The sequence below is a fragment of the Methylobacterium sp. J-067 genome (assembly GCF_022829465.1).
Classification (GTDB): Bacteria; Pseudomonadota; Alphaproteobacteria; order Rhizobiales; family Beijerinckiaceae; genus Methylobacterium; species Methylobacterium litchii.
Map to the genome: position 1 here is coordinate 26,005 of NZ_JAKSXZ010000061.1, position 16,420 is coordinate 42,424.

Here is a 16,420-nt window from a genome sequence, read left to right on the forward strand (position 1 = left end):
CGCTATGGGGCTCATTGAGTTGCGGGCCGTCTCACGCACTGCCCACCCCGATGGAAAGGCATGGTTCCTCACAACAGTAGGCCGTGAGACGGTTCGGGCGTATGGAGCAGACGACGCGTAAGAGCCAAAGTCTTTCACGCCGTGCTTAAGATCGCAACGAGCGCATCAGCTTCCTTGTTCGATGACGCCCCGCCACCCGAGACCACGATATGTCTCGTATCCAGGTGTTGCATGGAATGCGATCAGTCGGCCGCTCTCATCTCGATAGTGACCATTGGTTCGAGCCTCATCCCGTAGCTTGTATTTCTCAGTGAGTAGGCCACGTCCTCTCGAACAAGCGATGACCCTGTTGGATGCATCGAGCAGCATGACACGCGTGCCGTTCCGTTCATCGTCAGCCAGCCGAATGCCTTCAACGATAGCACGAGCTTGCGGTTGCCAGTCGAAGTGAATGGCAAGGACACCGAGCGCCCGACCATCCGCACGGCCGCCTTCCCGAATGCTGGCGCAGTAGGTTGCTACTTGAGCGTCCCCAAGATGCGGCTCAACCCGAATTTCAGTCACGCTGAACTCGTTACCGTTGCGCAGCGCCACAGCGTCTCGAAACCAAGCCTCATGACCGATTTACGAGCCCGACACCCTAGGGTAGGTATCAGGGCGTCCATTGGCCAGGACACGTCCATCCAGATCGCAAAGCCAGAGGTCGAGATAGACGGTGTATGCCGATAGGATCACACCTAAACGTTCACTCGCATAATCGGCTGCCATTGAGGTCGCTTGTTCTGCGCATGCCACGACAGCAGCATCCGTTGCCCACCAGCGCACGTCGCAAGTTCGCTCATAAAGGTTTCGGTCGATCAGTTCGACTGCGTTGAGCGCGAGATCGACACAGCGACTTGCCTTTGCTTCTTCGGCCAAGCCAGCAACCGCTTGGGTCAGACGATCCACATCGGTGTTGAGATTGAGGCCGAGTGTCGAGGCGACACGCTCAACTTCGGCTGAGACGGTGCGAACCTCTTGGGCGACGATAGCGAAGCCTGCGCCCTTCTCACCTGCATGAGCGGCTTCGATAAGCGCGTTCAACGCCAGCAGTTTCATGCGCGCAGTGATGGATTGGATAGAGGCTAGGTTGGAGGAAGCATCGGCTTTGAGAGTGCGTGCGGACTCGCCGACCACCTGGGAAAGGGTCGTGCCGGGCATCGCTGTAGTCCTATAGGCTAGTTGAACGAAGGTGCATCGTTGCACCCCAAGTTGCATAACCTAGGGTTATCACGCATGGTCTTAATCGATTGTTTCACCTAGTACAGACAGCGATGCTATCTACATGGATTTATCTTGCAGAATTTATATCTACATATTGGTATTAATCAGTTATTCATGCTCGTTATTTTGGAGCTCGTACTAGAATTTCAAAAATTGATCTAAATTTATTTGTCGCATTCGACAATCATCTGTGATGCATAAAACCACTAACATCGATTTCAGAGAACTGAACATTATGTTCAACCGCCGACAGATAAATGACAAACCAGCCTAAAACTAGCGAAGTAATCTTATCCTTCGTAGATGGGGATTGCGGAATATGCGGTCTTGCCTTCAAGGTTGTCGATTATGACCAAAGCGCGCTTGTTATAGTTGCAGAGCAAGCGTGGAAACGGAACTGTAGCCGCGCTATTAGTATCTCAAAATCATGGGCCTGCAGCGATCTTCGACAATCGATCAAGAACCTGAAATGCTGCGAGATCGTGCGCACCTACGAAGATGATACGCCCTTGTGAACAGCCGCCGACCCGATCCAGCGAAGGGTGAAGAGCCACGAAACCGGGTCGGCGTGTCCCTCGGGAGGACGCGCGCAGGTTAGCCCGGCCTAGCGGAGTGGTGAAGGGGGACGGGGACCAAGCTAGTGTCCCGCCGCTCTGAAGTAACCGTCTGGCTCTTACCGTTGGTAACGCCCTAGCTGGTCCCGAGGGTCAATCATGGTGCGGAGCGAGTGGCGTGACATTCTCGGTCATTGCGTCCGAACCCTCTGACGAGCGATCCGCCTCGCACAGCGCGGCGTTGAGGACCCGGCGGTGGCCCTGAGTATCGCCAATGGCCGCCCATGCTCGCAGCAGGGCAATCACGTCCCCACCCTCATCCCCCAGCGGATCGCTGAGAAACGCCGTCACGGGCACGTCCAGGGCCGTCGCGATGGCATGGAGGAGCGGGTTGTAGAGGTCGGGTCGGTTGCTCATGCCGTGCGATACGAACTGGAGCAATCGGTGGTTTCCGTCTGCATCCAAAATTCGGTATTTTCACACATCACGAATACGCAAGCACCGTTAGGTGAAGCCGCAGCAAAACACGGATTTGATATGCGGCGACCGTTTCACAGCTCAATTTCCCGTTTAGGCCCCTGGATTGCATTCGATCCCTTGTGCGCCGCCTCCACGATCACGGCATTGTCCTTGAACACCACCCGCACATCCGGGTAGCCCGCCGCTCGCATGGCGCGGATCGCGCGGGCGATGTCGGCCTGGGTCACCTTGGCGGGAGTGCGGGGCATCGGGTCCTCGTTCAAACCCTCCCTCGGCCGCATCGCCTCAAGGTCGGCGCTCAGGGCGTCGCGGACCGGCGCGTAAACGTCACCGTACTTCTCTACGACGTAGTTCGAGAATGCCAATGCTCGCTTGACGCGAGCAGCTGTCATAGGCTGGCCCGGCTCCGGTCGCCTTGACCCAGAACGCCCTGGCCCCTTCATTTCGGCACCCGCCGCCACGGCGGCCCCCGAAGGCTGGTCTCCTTGGCGGGCGCCTCCCACTCGGGATGCTTGCGCAGCCATTGGTCGAGATCGTCCTCTCCGGTCTCTGGCGTGCCGATGGTGGGCAGACCGCTGATCTGGTCTAAGGCGTAGTCAATGGCCTTCCGATCCCAGCGCCGAGTGCCCGGCAGCGCAGGGGGTAACCTACCGATAGCGACCCAGTGCCGGAAGCCACCGGGGGTCAGCCCGCAGTAGGCAGCAGCTTCGCCAGCCGAGACGCAGCGGGGTTCGAGAGTGGGCCAGTCTGCCACCGTCCTCTCCACGCGAAGGGTCGGCGACGATCACGCCGGTTCGGTAGAGAGTACCCCCGTTCGGCGCAGTTCGCGCCCCCTTTCGGAGGTCTCATGCCCGAGATCAACCTTCTCATGGCCGAGGAAGCTGCGATACTCCTCCGGATCGCCCACAGTGACGGGCGAGCATGGTTCCTCACACCGGCAGGCGGCGAGACCATCCGAGTCTACGGGATAGATGAAGCTTAGAAGTAGAAGCAAGATTGAGCCGAAAGATAATACCGCTGTTCATTTCGGTTTTCGGTGGGCACGCCGGCCACACTGACGCGCGATGCTATGTTTTCACCCGGTGCTTCGCGCCGCGGCCCCTTACAACGCCAAACTGGTGTTCCTTTGCTAAATCTGACCGCCGGCTCGCATAAGCTGTGCTCACCATCGGGTAGTCTCCCGGTAGCCCGAAGCGCTCGCAGTAGCTATCTGGTGTAAACCCGTGCGCTGTAAGATGCCGCTTCAAGGTCTTGTACGGCTTGCCATCAATGAAGCTGATCAAGGCTTCAGGCGTGATACTTTTCTGGATCTGATTGCGTGATGGCTTCAGTGCAGGTGTGGGCTCAGATGTCGGCATCACCTCAGAGCTAGAGGCTCGCGAAGCCATCGCAGCAAGCGAGGTATGGATGCTCGCGATAACGGCGGGCAGGTCTGCCGGAGCTATGTGGTTCCGAATGACGTAGGCAGCGACGATCTCGCCCGTTATCGCAATAAGGTTGAGTGCCTGTTCCATATCTGCGTTCGCCATAGTGTCCCCGTTCAATCGGCTACGACATCATGCGGTCGTGCGATACCGAAGCAAGGCTGTGGCGTTACAATAGGTGCCGGCCCGATCCGGCAGTTGCAAGAGGCCATTGGATCGAGCCGGCATGTCCCTTGGAGGACAAAGAGCCGAATTGCGACACGGCCCAGGGTGTACCGTGACAGGGATTAGTTGAGCGGCAGTTACTCGAAATCAGCCGCCGACCCGATCCGGTGAACGTGAGGGGCAATATGGACCAAGCCGGCATGTCCCTCGGGAGGACCGCCACAGAGTAGGCCGATGCGCGACGACGGTGAAGGGGACAGCCCTTACAGATCGTCCTGACGTGCGACCGACCAATAGGCGAGGCCGCCGACCGCGAACACGGCTAACGGGACGGAAAGCTGTAGCCAGTGGAAGCCGCTAGCGATCATGTCGGCTCGCGATCCAGAGTAGCGCTAGTCCACCTAGCCCAAAGGCGACGCCGAACGCCGGCAGTCCGTAGCTAATCCAGAGATCCGAGCCCATCGCCGGGGCACATCAAGCCGCAAGTGCAGGAGCCGGCCCCCAGGCCTCGCGCATTGATCGGGCCTCCCGGACCACGCGCTCTGCCTCATCGACAGGTGAGTCTATCAGCCGGGCGACATCTACTCCAAAGGCGCCAGCACACTCGGGATACCGCCGCTCGAAAGATAGGATACCAGCGACGATGCTCTGCATATAGGCGGTTGCCAGATCCGGCCGAACGGCACGGAGGGCGAGGTAATCGGCTACTAGGGTCGCGTCCGCCTGGCTCGGCTGACTCGGCGTAATCAGCCCCCGCCCCCGCTGGAACGCGCGGCGACGCGCGACAGAGAGCATGGTAGCCCGCCGATCGATATCATGAAGCAGGTCGCTAACGTCGAGGGCGAAGGCGGCCAGAGAGGGCGGCATGGCATCGTCATCCAGTGCTGCGAGCGAGTGAGCGTGAACGGCGAGCAGATCGACTGCTCCACGCATCTCGGACTCGCGGCGCTCGTGAGCCTCCCGCTGCCGTTTCGCGACCAGGATAGCCGCGACCGCAAGCACGATGACCAGCAGGACGTTGAGCAGAGTGGTGCTGACGGTCTCAGACATCGGCGTCATCCTCGGCTGGCGCTGCCTTACGCCCATCCCCCTTCACCCGCTTACGCAGCCGGCGGCGCCCGGCGGCGGTCTCTCGCTTTTCCAGCGCGTCGTACTCGGCCTCGTCGGCTCGACGCTTCCAGATATGTTTGCGCTCCGACCACGCAAAGAAGGCGCCGAGACCCAGGAAGTCAACGAGTAGTGTTTCGAGGCCCGGCGCACCGAGCGCTAAAGCCGCGAGGCTGACGACGGAAATCAAAGCGATGACGACGGGGCCGTCGCCGGCTGGTGCAAGTGCTCTGATCCCATCTCGCAGGGCATCCCAGAGCCCTCCAAGCGGGTTCACGCCTTCCGCTCCCGGAACCGGATCCTAGCCCGACCACCGGTCATTGGAGGGGATCCCCAGCTCGGATGTTTGCATCGCGTAGGAGCGCCGCCGTTGCTTCGCGGTAACTTCCCTCCATCGCTTTCCAAATCGCCTGCCAATGTTCAGCGCCGTGGTCGGCACCCTTCTCGTTCAGGAGATCGCGGGCACCGATGTCCATGCGGGCAATCGCATGCTCGGTGGCTACCTCCACCTGTGCGGCAGTCCATCCGGGCTCGGCCGTGAGAGAGCGGAAGTTGGTCTCCGCCATTTGGGTCGCAAGCTGCCGCCCAAGAGCGACGTAGGTCGCAAGCGCTTCGTTCGGCATGGGCTGGCGGTGAGGATCCGTGTTCTTCCCGCCCCGTCGCTTGCTCATGGCGTCTTCCGCTCCCGGAACCGGATCCCGGCCCCACCGCCGTTTTCGGGGATAAATTCGAGCCCGGCGGCTTCTAAGGCAGAACGCATTTTTTCGACGCTGCTTACACGCGCGTCTTGGCCCGCCTCGAACCGGTTGATGGTGTTGACGCCGACAATGGCTTCACGAGCGAGATCCTGAGTGGTCCACCCGAGCGCAGCACGGGCCATTCGGCACTGAAACGGCTTCATGTGGTGATTTTATCACCGAAAGTGGTTGACTTCAAACCGGTGACGGCCTTACCTCTAATGGTGATTTTATCACCGCTTGAGGTCGTCTCGATGTCCCACCCCAGCCGCCGCTCCTTCTCATGGTCGTCCGCTCTTCGGGGCATCAAGTCCGACCGCGCCCTCGTCGTCCCCGGCCTGCTCGCCGCTCGTGGCCTCGCCTCGGCCTACGCCCGTTCGCGCAACCTCCCCCTCAACATCACCACCCGCTCCGGCCGTGGCGAGACGTTCGCCGTCACTCACAAGTTCGACCGCGCCGCGATCATGACCGTCGCGACCCTCGCCGCTCGCGACCACCAGAAGCGCTACGGCGGCACCTGGGCCGCTGCCATGGCCGTCTGCCTCAAGGCCGCTTGGCAGTCCGCTAAGCTCGCCCGCAACGGCATCGTCCATTGAGCTGCCGCGCCATGGCCCATCCCCTCATCCGCACCCCCGCCCGCCAGGATCACGCCCGGTGCCTCCGGCTCGCGGCTTGGTATCGCCGCCAGCTTTCGGCCGGTGACGCCTCAATGCGCGACCGCCACGCCTGGGCGATCGGGCAGGCCCGCAAGCTCCGCAACCGCTTCCCGCACCGCCTGTCGGGGAAATAGCCTGATGCCCGCTGCACTCACTCGCCGCTCGGCCCTCGCTGCCGCCGTCGCGCTCATCACCTATCGCGCCGCGCCCGTGACCGCCGCCCCGATCTATGTCGCGATCCGCCGGGCCGAGGCCGCCGACGCCGCCGACCGTGAGGCCGGGCGCCACGCTCGCGCGTTGCACCACGCCGGACGACCCGTCCCCGCCGGCTGGAAGTCCTACCGCACCGCCCTGCGGCGGGCTCGCACCGCCGCCCGGTTCGACCTGCACAGCCTCACGCCCTCGACGGCCGAGGCCGCCACCGCGCTTGTCGCCTACTATCGCGACCGCGCCGCCACGTCTGGCGAGCCCGCTACGGCTCGCCACGCCGCCCAACGTCGTCTGCGGAAGGTGTTCCGCCGGCCCGGTGCCGCCGTCCCCGCTGCCTTCAAGGGAGAGATCGCGTGATCGCTGCCCTTTCCTACCGTCCCGCGCCGGTCGCCTTCCCCGTCGCCATGCAGCCCGATCCGGTATTTGCCGGCATCACCGCCGTACGCGCCACCGAAGCCGCGCTGCTCGCCTCCACGCGCGGAGACGGCCCCGAGCAAGTCCACACCGCCGACGAGGCGGGCGAGGCCGCGAGCGACGCGCGCAACGCTCTTTCCGCGATCCTGCCGACCTCCCCGGCCGGGTTCTGCGCCCTCATCCGGTTCCACGCCGCCGACGTGCAGCACTTCGAGCCGGAGACCTACGGCGCCCTCGCCCTGCGCGACATCGCGGCGGCGCTCAACGCCCTGGCCCGCGCCTCGCCGGCCTGATCCGCGCGCCGGCCCCGCTCGGCACCCGCATCCCTTCACCACCCCCGCCGACCCCACCCCCACGAGCCCCACGAGGAGCCCGAACGATGACGCTCGCCCGCACGACCCTCCCCGCTCTCAGCCCGGTCCACGCCGCCATCACGGCCCACCGCACCGCCTATGATGCCTACCAGATCGCCCCAGAGGGCGAGGCGTCGGTTCGTGCTTCGGACGCCTACGACGAAGCCAGCATGGCCGTTGTCGCGGTCGCCTGCACCACCGCCCCGGAGGCCCTGGCCCTGTTCCGGCATCTGGCGTGGTGGGTGCTGGACGAGGCCGAGTTCGCCGCCGGCCACCAGCCCGCCTACGACATCGCCATGGCGCGGGCGAAGGATCTGAGCCTCTACCTGTCCACCTTCACGACCCCGGCGCCGATCCCGCAGGCCGCCCCGTCCGGTCGCCTCGCCGCCTACTTCCCGCGCCGTTCCGTGCCGGTGATCGACCTTCGCTCGCGTGTGTCGGCGGATGCCCCCGAGGACGAGGAGGCCCCCGGCGCGATTTGCGGATGGGAGGCCGTCACCCCCGTTCGCCCCGACACCGCGCACGTCCGCGCCCTGCGGTTCCTCGACATCGCGGGCGAGGCTCTGACCGCCCTCGCTCTGATCGCCGGAGGCGTCTTTGCCTACGGTTACTTCCCGACCGTCTGAGCCGCCGCCACCGCGCGGCGCTCACCCCGCCGCGCCTCCTCTCACCCGAGACCGTGAGGCCATCCCATGCGCAACCCCTTCCGTCGCCAGACCGAGACCGCCGCCCCTACGCTCCGCGAGCGCGCCGCCGCGCTCCGCGAGAACTTGAGCCGCCAAGACGCCGCGCCCGGTGAGCGCGCCGACCTCTACGACCGCCTACTCACCCTCTACGCCGAGGATCGAGAGGCCCGGCCGGTTCAAGGCCGCGAGGACGGCACAGTCGCAAGCCGAGCCGCCATCCTGGTGTCGAACCGCCTTTGGGCGCTCGCCCGTGAAACCATCGCCATGCCGTTGCCAAAGACCCTAGACGGGTTGCGCGCGACGGCTCTTGCCTCCGCGATCCTATGCGAGGCCGAACACTCGGAGGATGATCCCACGACGCTTGCGGCAATCGGACTGACTCGCGCCGCTCTGTCCGTGACCGGCACATCGCTCCCGCCCGGTTTCATTGGGTTCGGGGACGAAGCTGACCACGAGGAGTGCGACGCCGCCCTATTCGCCAAGCCCGGTTCCGTCCCCGCCTGGGCTATCGCCGAGATCCAGGGCAAAGACGCCGCTCGCACTTCCAGCCAGACCCGTCCGCCCGAACCTGTCGCCCCCGCCGCAGCCGCCGAGGACACCTTCGCGCCCGCGCCGACCGACCTTGCCGACGCCTGCCTATGGGCGATCCGACACCGCGCCTGGGCTGATCGTGCCTCATCGGTGCAGGATTGGTCGGACGAGCGCGGCGACGCCGAACTTGACCGGACGAACGCCGTGTTCACCCGCGCCATTGATGAGCCGTCCACCAACCTCCGCGAGATCACGGCTAAGGCCGCCTTCGCCCTAGAGGATTTCGAGCGGTTCACCCTCCGGCCGGGACACAAAGCCGACGACGGTACGCGCATCGTCCACACGGTTCTGCGCGAAGTTGTAGGCGTCGGCCGCGAGGCTGGCACACCAAGCCCCCTTGCCTCCTATAGCGGCCTTACCGCCGCCATCCTCGACGGTTGGGCTGCATGGGGCGCAACGACCGGCGCGGCCAATGCCACCGCCGAGGATCTAGCCGCTTGGGAACAGGCGTCCGCTAAGCGGGACCACCTGCTTTATGCGGCCATGGCCCTGCCGGCGACGCCTGAGAGCATCGAGGCCAAGGCCCTTGCCTGCGCCTGGATGGAATGGGTGAACGCTGAGCGCCCCGGCCAGCCACGCGACACCTACGGTCAGGCCGACCAACTCGTCTACGATATCCACGCCACCATCATGCAGCGCGGCCAGCGCGACTATAACGCCGTCTCCCCGGTGCCCTTCACGCTCTCGGAAACCGCATTGGTCCCCACGGTCGATTTCGCCGGGGCCAGCATGGTCGAACTGTGGGACATCTTCAAAGCCGCCGAACTAGTGTGCGAGATCGCCAGCACAGCGGCGGGCAATCGGCACGGCAGGGCTGGCAGCCTTACGCGATGGGTCAGCAACGCCTTATGCGCCGTACTCACCGAAGCCGTGGACGAGGCGCGGCGTCGGGCCCCAGACAATAGCGACGACCGCGTAGCCCGCCTTTCCATGATTTGCGCGGCCACCCTCGACAACGAGGACCCCGCCGAAATCCAGGCTTTCGCCCGCGAGCTTCTGGCGATGGTCGAGCGATAGCAGCCGCCCCGCCATTCCCCCACCCGGTCGCGCTGGCCGGGCCGCCCTCTCCCCCTTCCGAGATATCTCGATGTCCAACGTCATTACCTTCGCGCCTCGTCCCCGTCCGCCCGAACCGGCAGCCCCGGTGCCGCTTGCCGGCCTCGCCCTTCGCGCCCACCTCGAAGAGGCGGCACAGACCGCCCTTGATGCAGCAGACAAGATCATCGCCGCTTTGGACCGGATCAAGGACAGCGCCGAGACCGCCCCGGAGCCCGCCTTCAAGGCCACGGCGGCGCACGCGGGGCAGGTGGTCCACCTGCGCGAGTCCGCCCAGCCCATGCCGGCCCCGGAGCCAGCCCCCGAGGCGCCGCAGGACGAGGCCCAGGCCGAGCCTGCACCCGCTGCGACGGCAGAGGTCCGCCAACTGTTCCCGCCCCTGCCGTGGGGTGGGGCGGGCAATGTCGTGTCAGCCGCCGGCTGCGCCATCCTCACGCTTATGGCGACAGCTTGATGCCGACCATCTGCCCCATTTCGGCCATGAGTGTGGTCGTGCGGGCACAGTCAAACGCAGGGCCGTGGTTTAGGTAATCCTTTGATCGGGTTTTGCTGGGGACAACATAGTTATGAAGAAGTTTATCGCTTCTCTCGCCGCCTTCACGGCTCTGACCGCCGCCGCTTCGGCCGCTGACCTTCCGCGTCGCGCCCCGCCGCCGGTCTTCACGCCGGTTCCGGTCTTCACCTGGACGGGCTTCTATGCCGGTTTCAACGCCGGTTACGGCTTTGACGCCTCTTCGACCTCGACGCCCACCGTCGTCGGTGTCTCCCCCGCCAACCGCATCTTCGCGGCCGGCAATGTCCCGACCTCCGGCGTTCTCGCCTTCTCGAACACCTCCGGTAACGAGGGCTTCGTGGGCGGCGGCCAGATCGGCTACAACTACCAGTTCACCCCGGGCTCGGGCGTGGTCGTCGGTATCGAAGCTGACGCTCAGTACGTGGACTTCGGTCGTCAGCGGAACCGCTTCTCGTTCGCCGCCCCGGGTGGCTCGGCGATCATCCCCGGCACCCTCGTCTACAACCCGAACGGCCTGTCGGGTCTCGACTACTTCGGCACCGTGCGCGGCCGCCTGGGCTACGCCTTCGACCGCACCCTCGTCTACGCCACCGGCGGCTTCGCCTACGGCTCGGGCGGCGGTCGCCAGTTCGGTTCGGGCGTGTCCTCCGACGACTTCCAGACCGGCTACGCTGTCGGCGGTGGTATCGAGTATGCTCTCCCGACCGACTCGTTCCTGAACTTCTTCCGTTCCTCGGCCGTCACGCTGAAGGTCGAAGGTCTGTACGTGAACCTCGATCAGAACCGCCGTTCGGCCGGTGCTTTCGCTACGAACGTCGCCGGTGCGACCCTGTCCGCCGCGACGCCGGGCGTGACCCTGGTCTCCGGCCCGGCCAACATTCGCCGCGACACCGAGTTCGCCGTGATCCGCGCTGGCGTGAACTACAAGTTCGGCTCGTACTAAGATCTGAAGTCATTGTACCGATCCCAGGTTCATCTCGGGGATCGGTGCTAAGTTTTTCGGCTAGGTCATCACCGATCAAAGGTGGTACCTCTGAGCTTGGCCCCAGAGTCAGCCCGATCAAACTGATAAGGTCGGCCAAGCAGCGCCCCAGGAGTGTCACAGCTCCTGGGGTGCTTGCGTCTTGGGATAGCCGCACCGACACACGCTCGCTTAGTGCGGCTTCGTTTGTCCACCCGGCGCCCAGCCGTGTGCCTGGATAGCTTTAGTGAGCTTGCCTTGCATCTCTGGCATCACCCCTTGCATCCATTGCTGCATGCCCGTCAGCTGGATCTGGGCGAGCTGAGGCTGAGCTGCGGCGAGATGCTTCCCGGCGGGCGTGGCATAGAATGCGGCGATGGCCTGCAGGTCGTCCTTGCCGAGCACAGTAGCGAAGCCTCGGGCCTGGATATCAAGTAATTCGTCGTAGTGCGCAGTAAGGGTCGGCATCACGACCTCTTGCACCAGCACCTGCGCCTTGTCGGGCTCCTTGATGCCAATCTGTTGCATCATACCGACCATCGGCGCAGCCATAGCGTTGAGCATCGCACTGCGATCCCCTTGCATCTGGGTGACAGTCTCACGCGCGACTTTGAGGGTCACTGGATCCGGTGCTGCGGCTGTCGCCACCTGCTTTGGCACGCCCTGAGCAAAGGTCGCGGCTGGCATCAGGATGCTGAGGGCAAGCCCAACAACAAGATGGGGGATGCGCATGATCACTCCGGCGATGAGAGCGCTATCGAGCGCCGGATCGCACCGCTATCACACGTCCGTGATGCGAGTCGCCTGACCGCAGACGCCGACCTCATCGGAAGCAAACGTTGACTTAACCACCGCCCCCGGCCGACATGGGCGGTCCCGGCTAGGCTCGCTCTGGCGAGTCGTGAGTCGGCATCAGGAGAGATCGCCGCGAGATAGACCCTGAAACGACAACAGCCCCGACCCGGCAAGGTCGAGGCTGTCGCAAAACCTGGGGCCTGTGAGGCCGGCTTCGAATACCCCTCACAAGCCATGATCTCCCCTCGGGAGTCAAGCCGGAACGGCAATTCCGGTATCGGGGAAGTCGTGCCTGGACCCTAGACGCGGCCCGTGAGGGACCGTGACCGATGTTCGTTGAGGAGATCCGCCGACAAGCGGAGGCGGCCCCGCGCGCCGCGTTGCCTGCTGTCTCGTCCGCGATGTGGCGCGCCTATGCCGAGGGACAGATCACCGAGGGCGAGGCCGAGACGCTGGCCGCCTTGATCGAGGCGCGGCAGGTTAAAACGGCAATATTTGCCGATTTGTCGAACGTCGGGCGAGACGAGGCCCATACCGTTCGGCATACCCCTCAGGATCGCCAGAGAAGCTTCAGGACGGGCACGGGCTCCCGGCCCCGCACGGATGCCTCAATAGAGCGCCGACGCCGTTGTGCCGCTTCTGGCAGGCTTCCGCCGGCCCTCGCCGCGAAGTTCAGCCTCGCAGAGCAATCCGCCTTGAGCATCGTAGCGGCCGAGACCGCCCGCCGGGGCGACTGCCGCCTGTCCGTCCCGCACCTCGCCGCCCTAGCTGGCGTGGCCGAGACGACGGTGCGGAACGCGATCCGTGAGGCCCGCAAGCTCGGTCTGCTCACGGTCGAGGAACGGCGCCTCACAGGCTTCCGCAACGACACCAACGTGGTTCGGATCGTTTCGCCAGAATGGACGGCCTGGTTACGCCTGGCGCGGAAGGGAGCGCCATCACGGGGTCTCCTTGGCAAGGGCGGGGTAAAACGCCCCTCCCTTCCGGCAGGGGGAGGGTGCAAATTCCCGAACCGCACGGCTACTCAGGTTCTAGAACAGGGGAAAACGAGACCGCACCAACCCCCGAAAAGCGGGATTGCAGTCAAGGTTTTGCCCTCCCGGTCGAGCTCGAGGAAAGCAGGCGCATGAGGCCGCCGCTGTGCTGTGGGAGGCGACGCGCCGGCCTCACGCTCGGGGATGGGGAATGCTGCCGAGAATGGCGAGTGGCGCCTGCGTCTATGCCTGTTTCTGAATGCACAGTGGGTCGCCCTGACGCAGCTTGGCCTTAAGCGCATGTAGGAGATCGGGTGATATTCTCCTGCGACGGGCCCTAGCTGCCTCGCAATCCAAAGTGGCCCAACCAATGAGCGCGGAACCAGAACTATCAGCGACTTCCCTAAATGTTGAGGCAACACTCCCCCTACCTACGTTGTCACCGCAGATCCAGACACATCTCGGTAGACTGCTGGCCGGTATCTACGTGCTGCCAAACGCTGAAGACGAAGCCACAACGCGCTTCGCTGATCTTTTATCTAGGCTTGCTCTCGTATTCGGAAAGCTGCGCGACCCAGGCGAAACCGAGTACCGTCAACTTCTTCTGTCCGTTGCCCCTGCCCTACGCCGGTTTGCTCTCTCGTTGGCACGTGACCCTACAACTGCCGACGATCTAGTCCAGACCACCCTACTTAGAGCCTGGAAGAACCGAGCGAGCTTTGCAGCTGGAACAAACTTCGAGGCTTGGACCTTCACGATCTTACGCAACCAGTTCTACAGCGAGCGCCGTAAACATAAGGAAGTTCAAGACGAGGAGGGTATGCACGCCGCCCGATTGGTGTCTTTACCTCAGCAGACGGGACGCCTCGAACTGCAGGACTTCCAAAAGGCGCTCGCGCAATTGAACCCGGCAATGCGCGAGGCGCTGATCCTGGTGACGGTCGAGAACCTTAGCTACGATGAAGCAGCGGTGCTGATGGGCTGCCAGGTCGGCACCGTGAAAAGCCGGGTCTGGCGTGGTCGTGATCAACTCGCCCGCCTGCTCGGCTACACTGTAAATGAGGTTGGCAACGATAGCGTCATGCTCTCGACCTTCGTGGGGTCGAGTGTGGCTAAAACTTAAAATGAACGGCTACAGTCGTCGTTTGTGATCGTCGAACTCTCAATTTTGTGGATAGGGCAGTAATGCATGACTTCCGGCTTTGCGTTGCGGTTCGCGATGTCAATGGTATTCTCAGCAAGCCTGTTCACGAACAGATCGTCACGGCCGAGGATGCGGTAGCAGCTGCTGCCATCGCTAAAACTATAGACCTAGACATGACGCAGTTACGAGCTAACGCGCTCTATCTGCTCGACGCAGGCGGTCATGTCGTTTGGTCCCTCCGCATAGCTGACATCACAGGTGGCTCCGGTCGAGATTAGGATGCCATCGTCGATTTAACGGCACTACCGTCTGCAACGACGGCAGACCGAATATCTCCCCGCACGCTTGCCCGAGGCGTTCGCGACACTGCACGGCCCGCAGTGAGGAGCATCCGACGCCGGGTTGGCGTGGACCAGATCACCGCGCCCCACGATAGCTTACCGAGGGGCCTAGACAGAGCCACGTCACGGGCCAGGGCGGTAATCCGTAAAGGTTCAGCAACAGAAACAAACGTGGCAGTTCCGCCACATTGCGTACCAATGTTTCCGATGCCTACGGAACCGTATTGAACCAAAGCTTCGCCGCAGCGATGGTGGCCATATCGGGACATCGCCGAGCGAGGCCCGTCGGAGCCCACCACAAGATGTGGGCCCAACAAGAAGCGGCATGATCCGGAAAACCGGACAGTCCGCGTCTGGGTCTCAATGCTTTGGGGTTGATGATGAAGCTTCTGAAGAGTTCTCTGCTCGGGTCGGCTGCGGCCCTCGCCGCCGTCGGTGCCGTGCAGGCCGCCGACCTTCCGGTCAAGAAGGCGGTCCCGATCGAATTCGTGCGCGTCTGCTCCGCCTACGGCGCCGGCTTCTTCTACATTCCCGGCACCGACACCTGCATGCGCCTCTCGGGCCGCGCCCGCTTCGAGTACGGCTACCAGGCTCCCCTCGGCCGCGGCCAGGGTAACGGTGACTACAGCGGCTACCGTGGTCTCGCCCGCATCAACCTCGATGCCCGCACCCAGACCGGCTACGGCACCCTCCGCGCCTTCCTGCGCATCGAGGCTGCCAGCCGCACCGGCATCCCGACCGTGCACTCCGGCACCCAAATCCGTATCGGCAACGCCTTCCCCGGCACCGGCATCGACCAGTACGGTCGTGTCGAGCAGTACTTCAACACGGACAAGGCATTCGTGCAGTTCGCCGGCCTGACCGCCGGTCGCGCGTCCTCGTTCTTCGACTTCTACGCCCACGACTTCGAGTTCGTCGGCGGCACGTCGGGTTCGGATGTCTCGTCCACGAACCTGCTCGCCTACACCGCCACGATCGGCAACGGCTTCTCCGCCACCCTGTCGATGGAAGATCCGAGCTTCCGCCGCACCCCGATCTACTCCCCGACCTCGGCCCTCGCCGCCACGGTGGGCAGCACCTCCACCGCCATCTTCGGTCAGGCCAACTCGCTGATCCCGGTCGTCCTCGGCGTGAACGCCGCCGGCGCCCCGATCGGCTTCGGCTTCACCGATGGCATCCAGCGCAACCGCATGCCCGACTTCGTCGGCGTGCTGCGCTACGACCAGCCCTGGGGCTCGGCCCAGATCTCCGCCGCCGTCCACGAGTTGAACACCGGCAACGTCATCACCCAGGGCGGCTTCCTCGGCTTCAACAGCGCCGGTCAGGCCCTCACCGCCGTCAACGCCGTCGCCCCGCGCACGCAGAGCGAGTACGGCTGGGCCGTGCAGGGCGGTCTGAAGATCAACGCCCCGTTCATCGCGCCGGGCGACGCCTTCTACCTCCAGGGCGCCTATGCCGAGGGCGCGCAGATGTACACCGGCAACGGCTCGTACAGCGGCTCCTACGCGATCAACCCGACCTCGATCCAGGGCGCGTCGTTCAACCAGAACTTCTCCGACGCGACGATCAACCCGTTCACCAACCGGCTCCAGCTCTCCACGAGCTTCTCGGTGGTCGGTTCGTTCAGCACTACTGGGCCCCCGAGTGGCGTTCGGCGGTGTTCGCCTCCTACGGCGAGAACACCTTCGCGGCCGGCGCCCGCGCCGCCCAGGGCGCCTAGTTCGGCTGCGTCCCCGGCGCTGGCGGCACCAAGGCCGGCAGCACCGCCATCTCGGCCCTCGGCGTCGGCGTCCCCGGCACGCGGTTCTACAACCTGAACGGCAACCTGCGTGACACGTACATGCTCTATGCCGGCGCGAACCTGATCTGGTCGCCGGTGAAGGACCTCGATATCGGTGTCGAGGGCATCTACGCGCAGTACGGTGTCCAGAACGGCCGGGTGCTCGACACCCAGAAGTTCAACTACACCGCCGCCCAGGTGAACTCGGGTATCCC

19 protein-coding genes and 2 pseudogenes are annotated in these 16,420 nt (G+C 64.0%); 11 read left to right on the top strand and 10 right to left on the bottom strand.

The features are described from left to right. Nucleotides 1-165: 165 nt before the first annotated feature. From MKK52_RS26890 to MKK52_RS07010, 9 genes and pseudogenes are all read right to left on the bottom strand, one after another. Nucleotides 166-1,200 (bottom strand): annotated as a pseudogene (locus tag MKK52_RS26890) (methyl-accepting chemotaxis protein). Nucleotides 1,201-1,970: 770 nt separating this feature from the next. Beyond that, complete coding sequence (locus MKK52_RS06975; RefSeq protein WP_243953101.1) at nt 1,971-2,258, bottom strand: hypothetical protein; 288 nt, start codon at nt 2,256-2,258, stop codon at nt 1,971-1,973. A gap of 110 nt (nt 2,259-2,368) precedes the next feature. Further along, nucleotides 2,369-2,689, bottom strand: a complete 321-nt coding sequence (locus tag MKK52_RS06980; protein ID WP_243953102.1) for a hypothetical protein — start codon at nt 2,687-2,689, stop codon at nt 2,369-2,371. Nucleotides 2,690-2,736: 47 nt separating this feature from the next. Beyond that, nucleotides 2,737-3,051, bottom strand: a complete 315-nt coding sequence (locus MKK52_RS06985; protein WP_243953103.1) for a hypothetical protein — start codon at nt 3,049-3,051, stop codon at nt 2,737-2,739. 313 nt (nt 3,052-3,364) lie between these two features. Then, a complete protein-coding gene (locus tag MKK52_RS06990) occupies nt 3,365-3,811 on the bottom strand; it encodes a MucR family transcriptional regulator (protein ID WP_243953104.1) in 447 nt (148 codons plus the stop codon). A gap of 549 nt (nt 3,812-4,360) precedes the next feature. After that, a complete protein-coding gene (locus MKK52_RS06995; protein ID WP_243953105.1) occupies nt 4,361-4,936 on the bottom strand; it encodes a hypothetical protein in 576 nt (191 codons plus the stop codon). Further along, nucleotides 4,929-5,270: a hypothetical protein gene (locus MKK52_RS07000; protein ID WP_243953106.1), complete on the bottom strand. Its 342-nt coding sequence runs from the start codon at nt 5,268-5,270 to the stop codon at nt 4,929-4,931. The genes MKK52_RS06995 and MKK52_RS07000 overlap by 8 nt, the downstream gene beginning before the upstream one ends. A gap of 40 nt (nt 5,271-5,310) precedes the next feature. Then, the gene (locus MKK52_RS07005; RefSeq protein ID WP_243953107.1) at nt 5,311-5,664 is read right to left on the bottom strand and encodes a hypothetical protein; all 354 of its coding nucleotides are present in this window, start codon (nt 5,662-5,664) and stop codon (nt 5,311-5,313) included. Further along, nucleotides 5,661-5,894, bottom strand: coding sequence for a helix-turn-helix domain-containing protein (locus tag MKK52_RS07010; protein WP_243953108.1), 234 nt, complete (start codon nt 5,892-5,894; stop codon nt 5,661-5,663). Before MKK52_RS07010 ends, MKK52_RS07005 begins: the two co-directional genes overlap by 4 nt. A 90-nt stretch (nt 5,895-5,984) precedes the next feature. On the opposite strand from MKK52_RS07010, the gene MKK52_RS07015 reads away from it, so the two are divergent. From MKK52_RS07015 to MKK52_RS07050, 8 genes are all read left to right on the top strand, one after another. Continuing rightward, nucleotides 5,985-6,326, top strand: coding sequence for a hypothetical protein (locus MKK52_RS07015; protein ID WP_243953109.1), 342 nt, complete (start codon nt 5,985-5,987; stop codon nt 6,324-6,326). Between the two features lie 11 nt (nt 6,327-6,337). Continuing rightward, entirely contained in the window at nt 6,338-6,520 is a 183-nt protein-coding gene (locus tag MKK52_RS07020) for a hypothetical protein (RefSeq protein WP_243953110.1), read from the top strand. Nucleotides 6,521-6,524: 4 nt separating this feature from the next. After that, nucleotides 6,525-6,953, top strand: coding sequence for a penicillin-binding protein (locus MKK52_RS07025; protein ID WP_243953111.1), 429 nt, complete (start codon nt 6,525-6,527; stop codon nt 6,951-6,953). After that, nucleotides 6,950-7,303: a hypothetical protein gene (locus MKK52_RS07030; RefSeq protein WP_243953112.1), complete on the top strand. Its 354-nt coding sequence runs from the start codon at nt 6,950-6,952 to the stop codon at nt 7,301-7,303. The genes MKK52_RS07025 and MKK52_RS07030 overlap by 4 nt, the downstream gene beginning before the upstream one ends. A gap of 86 nt (nt 7,304-7,389) precedes the next feature. Further along, a complete protein-coding gene (locus MKK52_RS07035; protein WP_243953113.1) occupies nt 7,390-7,989 on the top strand; it encodes a hypothetical protein in 600 nt (199 codons plus the stop codon). A 66-nt stretch (nt 7,990-8,055) separates the two neighbouring features. Beyond that, complete coding sequence (locus tag MKK52_RS07040) at nt 8,056-9,657, top strand: hypothetical protein (protein WP_243953114.1); 1,602 nt, start codon at nt 8,056-8,058, stop codon at nt 9,655-9,657. Between the two features lie 70 nt (nt 9,658-9,727). After that, nucleotides 9,728-10,150 carry a hypothetical protein gene (locus MKK52_RS07045; RefSeq protein ID WP_243953115.1) on the top strand — a complete coding sequence of 141 codons (423 nt, stop codon included), beginning with the start codon at nt 9,728-9,730 and terminating at the stop codon, nt 10,148-10,150. 112 nt (nt 10,151-10,262) lie between these two features. Next, nucleotides 10,263-11,153 carry an outer membrane protein gene (locus tag MKK52_RS07050; RefSeq protein ID WP_243953116.1) on the top strand — a complete coding sequence of 297 codons (891 nt, stop codon included), beginning with the start codon at nt 10,263-10,265 and terminating at the stop codon, nt 11,151-11,153. A 210-nt stretch (nt 11,154-11,363) separates the two neighbouring features. On the opposite strand, the gene MKK52_RS07055 is transcribed toward MKK52_RS07050, so the two are convergent. Further along, on the bottom strand, nt 11,364-11,903 hold the full coding sequence (locus MKK52_RS07055) for a DUF2059 domain-containing protein (RefSeq protein ID WP_243953117.1): 540 nt from the start codon (nt 11,901-11,903) through the stop codon (nt 11,364-11,366). Nucleotides 11,904-12,295: 392 nt separating this feature from the next. Between MKK52_RS07055 and MKK52_RS07060 the strand changes: the two genes are divergently transcribed. The 3 genes and pseudogenes from MKK52_RS07060 to MKK52_RS07070 all read left to right on the top strand — a co-directional run. Next, entirely contained in the window at nt 12,296-13,096 is an 801-nt protein-coding gene (locus MKK52_RS07060) for a helix-turn-helix domain-containing protein (protein ID WP_243953118.1), read from the top strand. Nucleotides 13,097-13,310: 214 nt separating this feature from the next. Next, entirely contained in the window at nt 13,311-14,063 is a 753-nt protein-coding gene (locus tag MKK52_RS07065) for a sigma-70 family RNA polymerase sigma factor (protein ID WP_243953119.1), read from the top strand. 742 nt (nt 14,064-14,805) lie between these two features. Further along, nucleotides 14,806-16,420, top strand: a pseudogene (locus MKK52_RS07070) (porin); the annotation flags it as partial.

Coding starts and splice junctions, on each gene's coding strand:
- MKK52_RS07025 (WP_243953111.1), top strand. CDS start 6,525: ATGCCCGCTGCACTCACTCGCCGCTCGGCCCTCGCTGCCGCCGTCGCG.
- MKK52_RS06980 (WP_243953102.1), bottom strand. CDS start 2,689: ATGACAGCTGCTCGCGTCAAGCGAGCATTGGCATTCTCGAACTACGTC.
- MKK52_RS07060 (WP_243953118.1), top strand. CDS start 12,296: ATGTTCGTTGAGGAGATCCGCCGACAAGCGGAGGCGGCCCCGCGCGCC.
- MKK52_RS07010 (WP_243953108.1), bottom strand. CDS start 5,894: ATGAAGCCGTTTCAGTGCCGAATGGCCCGTGCTGCGCTCGGGTGGACC.
- MKK52_RS07050 (WP_243953116.1), top strand. CDS start 10,263: ATGAAGAAGTTTATCGCTTCTCTCGCCGCCTTCACGGCTCTGACCGCC.
- MKK52_RS07015 (WP_243953109.1), top strand. CDS start 5,985: ATGTCCCACCCCAGCCGCCGCTCCTTCTCATGGTCGTCCGCTCTTCGG.
- MKK52_RS07035 (WP_243953113.1), top strand. CDS start 7,390: ATGACGCTCGCCCGCACGACCCTCCCCGCTCTCAGCCCGGTCCACGCC.
- MKK52_RS07005 (WP_243953107.1), bottom strand. CDS start 5,664: ATGAGCAAGCGACGGGGCGGGAAGAACACGGATCCTCACCGCCAGCCC.
- MKK52_RS06990 (WP_243953104.1), bottom strand. CDS start 3,811: ATGGAACAGGCACTCAACCTTATTGCGATAACGGGCGAGATCGTCGCT.
- MKK52_RS07065 (WP_243953119.1), top strand. CDS start 13,311: ATGAGCGCGGAACCAGAACTATCAGCGACTTCCCTAAATGTTGAGGCA.
- MKK52_RS07045 (WP_243953115.1), top strand. CDS start 9,728: ATGTCCAACGTCATTACCTTCGCGCCTCGTCCCCGTCCGCCCGAACCG.
- MKK52_RS07020 (WP_243953110.1), top strand. CDS start 6,338: ATGGCCCATCCCCTCATCCGCACCCCCGCCCGCCAGGATCACGCCCGG.
- MKK52_RS06995 (WP_243953105.1), bottom strand. CDS start 4,936: ATGTCTGAGACCGTCAGCACCACTCTGCTCAACGTCCTGCTGGTCATC.
- MKK52_RS07055 (WP_243953117.1), bottom strand. CDS start 11,903: ATGCGCATCCCCCATCTTGTTGTTGGGCTTGCCCTCAGCATCCTGATG.
- MKK52_RS07040 (WP_243953114.1), top strand. CDS start 8,056: ATGCGCAACCCCTTCCGTCGCCAGACCGAGACCGCCGCCCCTACGCTC.